We start from the raw sequence: 11,711 nt of genomic DNA, 5'->3' as shown, positions 1-11,711 counted from the left end.
CAGACAAGCTTTGGCTACACCATGCGTTATGAAAGTAAAAAAAAAATGCACGATACCAGTTATGGGCTTACAGGGTCACTAAATATCGCCAGAACTAAAAAAAACATTAATATCAGCGCCCTAACCAGGGCGCTACTTCCTATCTTACAATTTAAACTGAGCTTCTTGTCAGTCCAACAATATTATCAGCAAACCCCTCAAACACATACAGGAAATCGCGCTGACTTTTTTTTCATATTCACGAGGATTTTACCACTTTGCTCAATCTCCGCATCCTTAAGTTCAAAAACAGGAGTCTTATGTTTCTGGGATTGAGCTATAAGCGAGTTGAAATCTGATATGTTGACAATGTTATACGGCTCTCCATTTTCGAATAAATACTCTTTTCCTTGAGTATTGACGATCATATTTTCTTTTGCCAAAACAGGCACCAGTTCTTCATTAACAGAAGTATGAATTATATCAATCCACTTCTGGAAAGACTTGGCTGGTGCATTACTGCGAGGCCGGTATTTTTGGGAAAGGAACCCGATAAATTTAGGCGGTTCTGCTGGAATTGAGTATGCAAGTTCATCTTTCCTAAATGGATTTATAGTATTATTCCAGTTAGGTATTACTTCAGATAATGATTTAATGGCTTGCTTACAAAAGAAATCAGGAGTTGTAGGTACAAGGAAGTAATCACTACTCATAAAAAAGACATTGATTTAGAGCTCCGACGCTAGGACTCATATCAATTAAAACATAATCAAATCCATTATCTTTTTTTGGCAGCTCTTAGAACTTCACTCAGGCTCCCCGGCATGTTTCTCACTGCTGGGATACCTTCACTCGCAGTTAACGCGAAGGCGAGCTGATTTTCGAATCCTGATAATTTTAGATTACCGCAGAGTAAAAATAAATTGGGGTTTTTTGTCGGAATTGGATTTGCTTTTTTAACGCCTCCCAGCATTCCTTTCTCTAGGGGTTCAATACATGAATAGATATCGATACAGTCTTTACCACTATAGAAATCCTCTGCCTCATCGTCACCAATAATTAAACTTGTTAAATTACACTGTGGATCGGTATCCACAATCAAAGTCTTATAGCCTTTATTAGCAAGCATCCAGCCCAGATGATAAGTAGTAGTGGTCTTGCTGACCCCACCTTTATGATTAAATAACGATAAAATTGGCATTGTATTCCTCACAGTTTGAATTAATTTATTGAATCATTTTCCTTGGTGAGGACATTACCAGTCTAGTTTTTATGGGAAAAAATTAGCTAAAATAAAAATTAGTACAGGATGAAATTCATCAGACAGTAAAAAATAAAAATCTTGATTCCTTTGTCTTACTCCTCCATAACGGTACCCGCACTAGAGAACTAAGATGTCATATTGTAACGCTATCTGACATTAAAAAAAGAAGTAAGATTGCTACTTTATCTTTGGAATATCCTTTAATCTCGTCGTGTAACGCGGCGAGAGCATTTCACGCTTCATTTGCCACATACTGTCGCGATCTCCCTGACCCGCAAACCACACCTTTCCCTTACCCGAACGGTTAATAGTATCCAGAGCGGCCATTAGTGCATCAGCGTTTGCACGCGGCTGTTGTTCACTGAACATGTCCAACTGTGCCACACCGGACTGGTAAAAATCTCCCAGCATGACGCCAGCTTTGGCGTATCTGTATCCATCCCGCCAGATCGTGCCCAGGCCACGAAGCGCTGACTCTATAATGTCACGCGTATCATTGGTCGGATAGTCACAAATGCGAGAGGCAGTGTTTGAATACTGCGGCTCATCGCCGTGCCGGCCGGTGGCGATGGACACGCTGATATGGCGGCAGCGCGAATTCTGCTCCCTGAGCTTTTCTGCGGCGCGCGTGGCGTAAAGGACCACAGCCTGCTGCATCTCTTCCCGCTGTGTGACACGCTGCCCGAAAGAACGTGAGTTCACTATCTGCTGCTTCGGCGGCGGTGCATCCTCAAGTGCCAGGCAGGACTCGCCGTTCAGTTCCCTTACTGTACGCTCCGTGATGACATCGAAACTCTTTCGTATCATGCTGACGTTGCTGTCCGCCAGCTGCAGAGCCGTAGTGATTCCCAGCTGATTAAGCCGCAGACTGATGCGCTGGCCGATGCCCCAGATATCACTGACATCGGTCAGATGCAGGAGTCTGCGCTGACGACTCCGGTCAGACAGATCCACGACTCCCCGGGTCTGGGTCCACTTTTTGGCCGCATGGTTGGCCAGTTTGGCCAGCGTTTTGGTCGGGCCGAACCCCACACCGATAATCAGTCCTGTCTCCCGCCGTATGCGCTCGCGCATCTGCTGTCCGAACGTTTCAAGCGGGATGAGGCTGCCAATTCCTGTGACATCCAGGAAAGATTCATCAATGGAATAGACTTCCTGTCCCGCAGCCATCTTGCCCAGGATGGCCATCATGCGTGCAGACAGGTCGCCATAAAGCTCATAATTAGAGCTGAACACCTGAACGCCGTTTTGCCTGAAAAAACGCTCGTTCTGAAACAGGGGTGCGGCCATTTTAATCCCTAAGCGTTTAGCCTCTGCCGATCGCGCGATGACGCATCCGTCATTGTTAGACACGACGACAAGAGGTTTGCCGCGCAGGTCCGGCCTGAAGACGGTTTCGCATGAGGCGTAAAAATTGTTGGCATCGGCCAGCGCAAACATTGCTAATCTCCAGCTGGTCCGTTAAACCCCACTCCGGCTACATCGGTAAGGGAATAGGCGACCACTCCCCACACGGGCAGCACCTGGCTTACATCAAGCAGCGTAACAGTTTCGTCCGCGTCCAGCGCCTGCAGGGCGGGAACCGGATTGAGCAGCAGGCGCCTCAGTGTCAGTTCTCCCTCGAGCTCGGCAACGATTAACTGACCGTGTGCCGGTGTCAGCGCGCGATCGATGGCCAGCACGGACCCTTTAATAACACCTGCATCTGGACAGTCGCTTTCGCTGCGCATCAGATAGGTAGAGTAAGGGGAAAGATGCACCAAATCGCCCAGACTCAGGCGCGTTTCGGTGTAGTTCTGGGCCGGACTCTGAAAGGCCATGAATTGCTCCATTCTTTACAGCTTTTCAGCCTTATGAGGTGAACCTGATAACGACCGGGTGTCCGTCATGCAGGCGCATTTAATACTCCTGATATCAGTATACGTCGCTATCCTTACAACAGCAGCAGGAGGTAACCATGTGTGGAAGATTTGCGCAGTACAGCAGCCGCGACGATTATTTTGACTCACTCGGCCTGAAACCGGACGAAATAACCTTCGATCCGGAACCTCTCGGGCGCTTTAACGTAGCACCAGGCACTAAAGTGTTACTGCTAAACGAACAGGAAGATTCGTTGCGCCTCGATCCGGTATATTGGGGCTACGGACCGGAATGGTGGGATAAGCAGCCACTTATCAACGCGCGCGGTGAGACGGCTGCGAGCGGCCGCATGTTTAAGCCTCTCTGGAATCATGGCCGCGCTATCGTGCCTGCTGACGGCTGGTTCGAATGGCAGAAAGAAGGTGGTGAGAAGCAGCCATTCTTCATCTTTCACAAAAAAAAGGAGCCACTTTTCTTCGCCGCCATCGGCAGGCAGCCGTACGGGCAGGATCACGGCAAAGAGGGCTTCGTGATTGTCACGTCAGCCAGCAATCAGGGCATGGTCGATATACATGACAGGCGGCCGCTGGTCATTACGCCTGATGCCGTTCGTGAATGGCTCAGTGAAGAAACGTCTCCAGCGCGTGCTGAAGAAATTGCTCATGACGCTGCCGTTCCGGAAAAAGCATTTACCTGGCATCCTGTCAGCAAAAAAGTAGGCAATATTCATCACCAGGGCAGTGAGCTTATCGAGCCTTTACCGGCAGATAAGGATTGACTCGCTTACAGTTCACAAAACTTTATATAGGGCATTTCTCAGACGGCTATTATTGCCGGTATGGGCAAGCCATAAGAGTAATAAGGGTGCGGTATTTCTTTCCCTGAACGTGCAATTGTAACGCTCGCCGCAGGCCCGGCTGAGGCGTACCGCAGCGCAGCGAGGAACGAACAGCCGTGGCGAGGAAGCGTCATTTCACCGATGCCGGCATGGACTGCTTACACATCATACATACATATATAACGCATTATTGTTAGCTCAGTCCGGCACTGAAAGTCAGGCTGATCTTCATAAAATTTCCTGACCCTTCAGATATATAGATTCGCTTTAATAAGTAGCCGTCTCGCTCCCTATTGCCAGATTAATCCGCCTCAATAATACTGTACATATAAACAGTAAAATAAGAGGAGGAATTTTATGCGCTATTTCAACAGAGTTTCTGCAGTGATAAGACAACATGACCGGAGTATCTGGTCATGAATTCGGGTAACTATGCAGCAGGCCTGACACTGCTCTGGCCCCCCCTGTTTACGCCCCGCGTCCGGGTGCCGCTGTATGCTGATCCGTGCGCCGCCGGCTTCCCCTCCCCCGCTCAGGATTACGTCGAGAAAGAACTTGATCTGAACGAGCTCTGCATCCGCAGGCGCGCCTCGACATTCTTCGTTCGCGCCAGTGGAAACAGCATGCGGGACCTCGGTCTCTGCGATAGTGACGTCATGGTTGTTGATCGGGCAGAGAATGCGGCTCACGGCGACATCGTGATCGCTGAGGTTAACGGTGAATTTACGGTTAAGCGTCTGCAATTACAGCCCATACTTGCCCTGCTCCCGACGAATCCGGCCTATCCGGTAATCTATCCGGAGGAACTGCAGCTGCTCGGTGTTGTTACCTGGTTCTTTAACAGTACCCGAGCCCGGCGGAGGTGACCATGTCCATGTTTGGGCTCGCCGACGTCAACTCGTTTTACGCCAGCTGCGAGGCGCTGTTTCGCCCCGATCTCCGCGGTAAACCCGTTGTTGTGCTGTCTAACAACGACGGCTGCGTCATCGCACGCAGCGCGGGCGCAAAAAAAACTGGGCATCAAAATGGGTGCACCGTGGTTCCAGGTTAAAAATCAGGATTTCAGCGAGCGCGTACATGTATTCAGTTCGAACTACGCGCTCTATCACATTAAGTGGAATGCAACATTCACTGAGTAAACTTTGAGCAGCACAACTGCTGACAGAGGTGAACACAATGCTGATTCCACCAAATGAACAGGTTCTGTTGCTGGCAGAGCGCTGGCTGAAACTGTTATCCGATTTGGGGCGGGCGCAGGCGACGCTCACGGCCTACCGTAGTGCCCTTCACCATTACTTTGCGTTCTGCAGCCAGCGCAGGCTCGAACCCGAAAAGGCCCGGTTTGAAGACCTGGCCGCGTACATCAGCCCTCAGCTACCCGGCATGCCTTTTCCTGCGGCCAGCGCCACGCTCCAGCTTCGCCTATCTGCAATCCGCCTCTGGTATGACTTTCTCATATATCTGGACCTCTGCACGGTCAATCCGCTGCCCCGATCCGGCGCTCCCGGCATTCTGAATTCCGGCCGGGGACTGGTTCCCCGTATCGTAAAGCTGCCGCGCATTCCTGACGATTCGCAGTGGCAGTTTTTCTCTTTCATGCCGCCGCCTCGCCCCTGCGTGACCGCCTGATGCTGGCACTAACCTATTACGGTGCGCTGCGGCGGTCTGAGGTCACTTCGCTGAGTATCGAAGACTTCGATTTCGCGCACCGTCTTATCCGTATCCGGGCAGAAACCACCAAGAGCCGGCGGGAGCGTATTGTCTGTTACAGCCCGGCAGCCGTGCCCGTGCTGGCAGCCCACCTCATGCAGATGAAGCGGGTCGGAATCGCCCAGGGTGCCCTGTTCCGTTCCGCGTCCGACCGGAATCTGGGCGCGCCGCTTTCATTCTGGACTTGGAGCAAAACGGTCCGGAAATGGGCGCTTGAGTCCGGGATGTCGGCCATCTCAACCCATACATTCCGGCACCTTCGTCTGACGCATTTGGCCCGCGCGGGCTGGAAGCTGCACGAGCTTGCGACCTATGCAGGGCACCGCGATCCGGTGACCACCCAGATTTATATTCACCTGTCGGGGCGGGATCTTGCCGCCAGGATGGCCGGTGCGATTGAAACGGCAGATATCAGGATGGCGAACCTCATTTTCAGCGCGGAGAAATAACATGAGCCCGCACAAACCGATTGAAAACAGCTGGCGTCCCTTTGACATGACCGAATACCGGCTTGAAACGTCGCTAACCTCCGCTGAACGGAAGGCGCTGACCAGCTCCCACAGCCGGTCCGGTATGTTACGGATGAAGCCTGCACCTGACCTTATCAGGCCGCTGATGGATATTGCCGCCGCAAGCGGATGTGGCAGCAAAATCACCGGGCTGGTGATAGCCGGATTGCTGCGCGAAATGCTTGCAGCCGACATGCCCTGCTGGTGGTGGCCGCAGAAACGCTGGCATACGCTCTGCCGGGAAGTCAGGGAGGGCCGTCCGTTAATGGCTGCCTTTGCCTGGCATCTGGCGGATTTGCATGATCCGCTCAGCCTGCCCGATATCCGCAAACCCGCGCTTTATGCCTCTGCCATTTTTGGCCAGGCTTTTTATTATCAGGAGCTGCAACGGCTGACCGATACGCTGACGTCGCTGGGTTATGCCCCGGCCAGCCAGAAAAATCACATATCCGGCATACTGGCAACGCTGATGATAGTAAACAGGGACCCACGGCTTGAGACATTTACACCAGACCTGTTGTGGCAGGTCCAGTCCGGCATGGACGCAGGGACCTCCCGATATGTCGGGCGGGTTTCACACGGTCTGGCTGCGCTAGGGATTATCAGCGCCCCGATGAGGATGCGAAACTATACAAAATGGTACGAAAAGCCGGTGGAAGGAATCCACCCCGCTTGGGTGCACTGGTGCCGGCGCTAGCGGGAAACGTCTGTGCTCAGGCCGCGCACCCGTGAGAACCAGTATAGCTTTATTCTGCGCTGCGGCCTCTGGCTGACAAAGGAGCATCCGCAGGTGCGGGAACCGGCAGACTGGACGATGGAAACCTGTGCCAGCTTCATCGCAGCGGTAGGCCGGATGAACGTGGATGAACTTCAGCTGGGCACGGAAAGGGGCACCCGCAAATCGGTGCGCTCCGGCGAGCCAATGATGCCGCATTCCAGGGCGCATTTTATCTATTCGCTCCGCCGGTTTATGATTGATTATGAAAACTGGGGCTGGGGGCGCCTGCGCTTCAGCCCTGCCCGCCATCTTTCCACACCGGACACGCCCCTGTTCCGTCGTGGCGTCAATCCCCGTGTTATCGACGATCCGGTCTGGCTGAAGCTCATCTGGGCCAGCCTGAATCTGCGTCAGGAAGACTTGCTCACTGAAATACATTATCCGCTTGCCATGCTGCAGGCGGTGGCCGTTATCTGGACCCATGCGGGGCTGAGAAAGAGCGAACTGCTCCGCCTGACCACCGGTTGCATCGCGCCGCAGGCGGAAGATATCGTGAAGGACGACGGCAGTGTTATTCCGGCAGGAACCCTGTGCTACCTGCATATCCCTGCTGGAAAAACCTCAAAAGCCTTTGTAAAACCGGTGGCGGCGGTGGTGAAAAAGTACGTCGACATCTGGCTGGATGAACGTCCGGCAGACCAGGCTATGCTCGCCGATGAGCGGACCGGTGAGAAAGTCCGGTTGCTGTTTCAGTATCGCGGTAAGCCTGCCGGCAGCACCATCCTCAACCGCACGGTGATACCGATGCTCTGCGCACGCGCGGGCGTGCCTTTACAAGACAGTGGCGGAACGATAACCAGCCACCGGGGACGGGCCTCAGCGGTGACCGCGCTGGCCAGCGTCCCGCAGGGCATGTCGCTGTACGAACTGATGCAGTGGACCGGACATTCAACGCCTCAGTCCACCATGCATTATCTGCGTATCCGCCCGACGCAGTTGGCCGCCTCTTTCGTCAAAGCAGACCGTGTCGCTCATATGATAAGCGTGCTGATTGATCACGATCCTGACGCCGCCAGCCTGACCGGGCCTGCAACGTATTATGACTTGGGCGATTCGTACTGCACGAATCCCTTCTGGAGCAGCTGTCAGCACCGGATGGCCTGCATCGGTTGCGATTTTAATCTGCTTAAGCAGAGCGCGCGCGGACTGATACTGGAAAGTAAGGCCTCTGTCAGACGTTACCTTGAGGAAGTTCCGCTCAAACCCGATGAGAAAGCCATAGTGGAACAGGACGCAGAGAAAATTGAACAGGCTCTTAAAAAATTACCCCTTAAACCTGGAAGGTAAAATGTGCCGCTAAGTGCCAATAGCAGACATCCACAGTAAATTCTAAAATGGATCCGCCTGGAAAACGGGAATTAGCTTACGCTAGGCTAATCGGCGGCTTTGTGACGAAACTGACATGAAGATATGCTTTTTTTATGATCTGATAATTCGTGTCTTTGTCTGCAATCACAAATCGAGCCTGAAACGATACCTCGATTGCTTTCCGTAAGGCCTAACATAAGTGCCTGTTCAAACCATTCTTTCACTGCTCCGGCTCTTCACAACATTAATGAATGTCATTCATAGTCCCTATCCTCCCGCCTGTGATTATCAGCATGCACAAACCCGTTAACATGCCCTCTCTCTTTATTTCTAACGGATCACCATGCTTAATCAACAGGCAAGTACGCAGTCGGCTACAGCTAAAAAAACCGGTCTTTCGTTTCTACTCATTCTCAGCGCCTTAATGGCTGTTACCTCTTTATCAACCGACATTTATCTTCCGGCTATGCCCGTCATGGCCAGAGATTTGCAGGGTGATGCAGAGCTGACAATAACAGGGTTCCTTATCGGGTTTTGCATCGCACAACTGATTTGGGGACCGATTAGCGATCGTTACGGGCGTCGTCAGCCGCTGTTTATCGGCTTGGGTCTGTTCATCATCGGCTCGGTGGGCTGCGCGTTATCAACAGATATCGAGCAAATTGTCTTCTGGCGTGTTTTTCAGGCGTTAGGTGCCTGTACCGGTCCGATGCTGGCACGAGCAATGATCCGTGACCTGTTTAGCCGCACTCGTGCAGCACAAATGCTTTCAACACTGATGATCATTATGGCCATCGCGCCAATTGCCGGTCCACTGATCGGCGGGCAAATGATTAAAGTGACCTCGTGGCATGCCATTTTCTGGCTGCTGACGATTATCGGAACATTAATGCTGATGTCTTTATTCTGGTTACCGGAGACATTACCTGCTGAAAAACGCTCGCAAACCTCCGTAACCAGAGCCTTTCAAAACTACTATGCCTTGCTAACCAACGCCAGATACATGCAGTTTACTCTGTGCCTGACGTTCTATTATGTCGCGGCCTACGCCTTTATCACGGGCTCTCCGTTTGTGTACATCACGTACTTCGGTGTTGATCCGCAACACTACGGTTGGCTGTTTGCAGTAAACGTTGTGGGATTAATGGCTGTGAGTATGGTCAACAGACGCCTGGTTCACCGCTATCCGCTGGAAGCATTGCTCAGGAATGCCGTATTTATCGCCACTATTGCCGCAATAGTGCTGGCGGTCGCGACTGGGCTGAAGGTAGGTGGCATTACCGTGATTGTCGGCGCTGTGTTCGTGTTTTTTTCTATGAATGGCATCATCGCTGCGACATCCACAGCTTGCGCACTTGACGCAGTGCCCAATGTTGCAGGTTCTGCATCGGCGCTAATGGGAGCGTTGCAATATGGCAGTGGCATCATCTCTTCACTTCTTCTCGCTCTGTTCAGTGATGGAACGCCATGGACGATGGGCTGGATAATTGCGTTATTTACAGCGGCCAGCGCCTTGATGGCACTGACCGTTCAGCTAAAAAATAAAACTTCATTATTGATGCCAGACGACACTTTCATCTATAGATATCCGCCCTTCCCTGTAACTCAGGGAGGGGTGCGTTTTATCTGGCATCCCAAAAGAAATACCGTATAGCAGCCTGAAACTCTCAGGAACATTTAAGATCCGACGCACCGTTTGGGCAAAATAACTCAGTACTGCCTGTGGAACGCCTGCGTAACCACGAGCTGCCAGAGAAAGCAGGAATGTCTGTGCATACATCCCGGCATCAGAGGCAACACGAACGTTGTCCCCAACAACAGGAATGAACAACAGAGCAACATGAGGCGCTCCGAAAAACTTTACGTTACGTTCCACCACTTCTGAGCGGCTTAAGTTATCCCCCCCGCGCAACACCCAGTGCCTGATAGTACGAGCGCCCTTGCTCCGAAGCCCGTTGCCTGAATGGTTCGGGATAGGCTTCTTTATCAAACGTGAAATCAGGACTGTAGTTCCCAGCCCTCAAATCTTCCGTCAGTGCGTGGATTAATTCACGAAGCTTCTCTCCTGCAACGATATGCAGGGACCAGGGCTGAGTATTGCAGTTGGATGGCGCGCATTGCGCCTCGAGCAAAATGTCTTTGAGCGCATCGCTGGGGACAGGAGATGGAAGAAAGGCTCTGGCCGAGTACCTGTTTTTTACTACCTCACTGAATGTTGGCTCCTGCGAACTCATTTGCTTCTCCGCCTGAAAGTAGTCTGAAGTGAATGATTCACTCTTTTCAGATCCATCCTGTCACATCAGACTCATTGTTTTTTTATGCCCTGTTCCAGATTAGGTCTATGAATTTCATTCATAGCGCCTATTTGATTGGCGTAATTATCCTGAACCGAAACTTCGTTAATCTGGGGATATTGCATGAATAGATAATGTGAGATGCAGCCGAAAATGACTATAGCTGATGGACATGCCCCAGCCTGCGCGGCCAGGGCGTCATCGGAGGCTGACTAAATATTCTTATCGAAGAAAACGTCTAATTTTTGCATTGCCTGGTCAACGTATTCAGGAACCCAATACGTCTCGATATGAGTAGCGCCATCGATCAGGAAAAGTTCTTTATCCTTCGTACCGGTGGCCTTCGCGTACGCATCTTTAGTCATATAGAGCGTATCCGCTTTTGTACCGGCAATCATCAGCAGGGGTTTATTGATGAGATTGATATGGTCCGTTACATCAAAGCTCATCAGGTCTAACAGGCTGCTTGTGGTGTATTTAAACGTTGAGTTCGGGTGTGCGTGGGTTTTCCAGTAGTACTCGTAGCCCTGTCGATATAAGGCAAAAGGCAATTTAGCGATCTGTTCATCAGTCAGGTTAGCATCACCGGAGTAAAGCACTTCGCCTCCGGCCGCTTCCTGAGCGCGTGCGTCAGAAGCCTGCTCAAGACGCTGCTGGACCGTATCCAGCTGTGAATCCTGCATACCGTTGCGGCGCACAAGGCCTGAATTAAACATGCTGATGGTTGCTATCGATTTGAACCGCTTGTCAGTTTCGGCCGCAACAAGTGAATACCCACCGCCTCCGCAAATGCCAAGCAGACCGAGGCGGGAAGTATCAACCCCTTTGGATACTGGCTGATGTAGTCAGCCATGCCGTGAACGTCTTCAATACGGTTGGCCGGTTTATCCACGTTGTGAGGCATACCACCGCTGCCCCCCTGGTAGGCTGCATCGGCGGTAATCGTAATATAGCCATGTTCAGCAAGGATGCGGCCGTGCATATAACCCGGCGACCTGTTCTTTTACGCCGCCATTAGGATGCGCGACCACTACGGCAGGGTATTTTTTGCGGATCGTAGCGGGTGGGGTATAGACATTCGCGGCACCTGAATGCCATGCAGATCGTACTTCACCGGATGAATGTTGACCTTGCCTTAGGTGCTGGTGTTACCGTGGGAATGAATCCTTTT

9 protein-coding genes and 4 pseudogenes are annotated in these 11,711 nt (G+C 51.7%); 6 read left to right on the top strand and 7 right to left on the bottom strand.

Annotated features, from left to right (window positions below; genetic code table 11):
* Positions 1–197 precede the first annotated feature (197 nt).
* From JNO11_RS19740 to JNO11_RS19725, 4 genes are all read right to left on the bottom strand, one after another.
* The gene (locus tag JNO11_RS19740; RefSeq protein ID WP_325177701.1) at positions 198–692 is read right to left on the bottom strand and encodes a hypothetical protein; all 495 of its coding nucleotides are present in this window, start codon (positions 690–692) and stop codon (positions 198–200) included.
* Positions 693–757: 65 nt separating this feature from the next.
* A complete protein-coding gene (locus JNO11_RS19735; RefSeq protein WP_325177700.1) occupies positions 758–1,180 on the bottom strand; it encodes a ParA family protein in 423 nt (140 codons plus the stop codon).
* 240 nt (positions 1,181–1,420) lie between these two features.
* Positions 1,421–2,683, bottom strand: coding sequence for a translesion error-prone DNA polymerase V subunit UmuC (gene umuC, locus JNO11_RS19730; protein ID WP_325177699.1), 1,263 nt, complete (start codon positions 2,681–2,683; stop codon positions 1,421–1,423).
* A gap of 2 nt (positions 2,684–2,685) precedes the next feature.
* Positions 2,686–3,063, bottom strand: coding sequence for a S24 family peptidase (locus JNO11_RS19725; RefSeq protein WP_285089024.1), 378 nt, complete (start codon positions 3,061–3,063; stop codon positions 2,686–2,688).
* 137 nt (positions 3,064–3,200) lie between these two features.
* Between JNO11_RS19725 and JNO11_RS19720 the strand changes: the two genes are divergently transcribed.
* From JNO11_RS19720 to JNO11_RS19685, 6 genes and pseudogenes are all read left to right on the top strand, one after another.
* On the top strand, positions 3,201–3,881 hold the full coding sequence (locus JNO11_RS19720) for an SOS response-associated peptidase family protein (protein WP_325177698.1): 681 nt from the start codon (positions 3,201–3,203) through the stop codon (positions 3,879–3,881).
* 476 nt (positions 3,882–4,357) lie between these two features.
* Positions 4,358–4,807, top strand: coding sequence for a translesion error-prone DNA polymerase V autoproteolytic subunit (gene umuD / locus JNO11_RS19715; protein ID WP_325177697.1), 450 nt, complete (start codon positions 4,358–4,360; stop codon positions 4,805–4,807).
* Positions 4,808–4,815: 8 nt separating this feature from the next.
* A pseudogene (locus JNO11_RS19710) lies at positions 4,816–5,050 on the top strand (DNA polymerase V subunit UmuC); the annotation flags it as partial.
* A 67-nt stretch (positions 5,051–5,117) separates the two neighbouring features.
* Positions 5,118–6,100: pseudogene (locus JNO11_RS24865) on the top strand (tyrosine-type recombinase/integrase).
* A 1-nt stretch (position 6,101) separates the two neighbouring features.
* Positions 6,102–8,225: pseudogene (locus JNO11_RS24860) on the top strand (tyrosine-type recombinase/integrase).
* Positions 8,226–8,589: 364 nt separating this feature from the next.
* Entirely contained in the window at positions 8,590–9,900 is a 1,311-nt protein-coding gene (locus JNO11_RS19685) for a multidrug effflux MFS transporter (protein WP_325177692.1), read from the top strand.
* Here the strand turns inward: JNO11_RS19685 and JNO11_RS19680 are convergent.
* The 3 genes and pseudogenes from JNO11_RS19680 to JNO11_RS19670 form a co-directional block, all read right to left on the bottom strand.
* The gene (locus tag JNO11_RS19680) at positions 9,799–10,122 is read right to left on the bottom strand and encodes a nitroreductase family protein (RefSeq protein ID WP_325177702.1); all 324 of its coding nucleotides are present in this window, start codon (positions 10,120–10,122) and stop codon (positions 9,799–9,801) included. The two genes, JNO11_RS19685 and JNO11_RS19680, sit on opposite strands and share 102 nt — an antisense overlap.
* A gap of 19 nt (positions 10,123–10,141) precedes the next feature.
* Positions 10,142–10,480, bottom strand: coding sequence for a nitroreductase family protein (locus JNO11_RS19675; RefSeq protein ID WP_325177691.1), 339 nt, complete (start codon positions 10,478–10,480; stop codon positions 10,142–10,144).
* A gap of 272 nt (positions 10,481–10,752) precedes the next feature.
* A pseudogene (locus JNO11_RS19670) lies at positions 10,753–11,675 on the bottom strand (alpha/beta hydrolase); the annotation flags it as partial.
* Between the last annotated feature and the right edge of the window lie 36 nt (positions 11,676–11,711).

This window comes from Pantoea sp. 1B4 (assembly GCF_016925765.1).
Taxonomy (GTDB): domain Bacteria; phylum Pseudomonadota; class Gammaproteobacteria; order Enterobacterales; family Enterobacteriaceae; genus Pantoea; species Pantoea agglomerans.
The sequence above is the reverse complement of the archived record's forward strand: the minus strand, read 5'-3'. Positions and strand labels throughout refer to the sequence as shown.

What these genes read in the sequence shown, in the direction of transcription:
- JNO11_RS19685 (WP_325177692.1), top strand. Translation starts at nt 8,590, where the DNA reads ATGCTTAATCAACAGGCAAGTACGCAGTCGGCTACAGCTAAAAAAACC.
- umuC (WP_325177699.1), bottom strand. Translation starts at nt 2,683, where the DNA reads ATGTTTGCGCTGGCCGATGCCAACAATTTTTACGCCTCATGCGAAACC.
- JNO11_RS19675 (WP_325177691.1), bottom strand. Translation starts at nt 10,480, where the DNA reads ATGAGTTCGCAGGAGCCAACATTCAGTGAGGTAGTAAAAAACAGGTAC.
- JNO11_RS19740 (WP_325177701.1), bottom strand. Translation starts at nt 692, where the DNA reads ATGAGTAGTGATTACTTCCTTGTACCTACAACTCCTGATTTCTTTTGT.
- JNO11_RS19735 (WP_325177700.1), bottom strand. Translation starts at nt 1,180, where the DNA reads ATGCCAATTTTATCGTTATTTAATCATAAAGGTGGGGTCAGCAAGACC.
- JNO11_RS19720 (WP_325177698.1), top strand. Translation starts at nt 3,201, where the DNA reads ATGTGTGGAAGATTTGCGCAGTACAGCAGCCGCGACGATTATTTTGAC.
- JNO11_RS19725 (WP_285089024.1), bottom strand. Translation starts at nt 3,063, where the DNA reads ATGGCCTTTCAGAGTCCGGCCCAGAACTACACCGAAACGCGCCTGAGT.
- umuD (WP_325177697.1), top strand. Translation starts at nt 4,358, where the DNA reads ATGAATTCGGGTAACTATGCAGCAGGCCTGACACTGCTCTGGCCCCCC.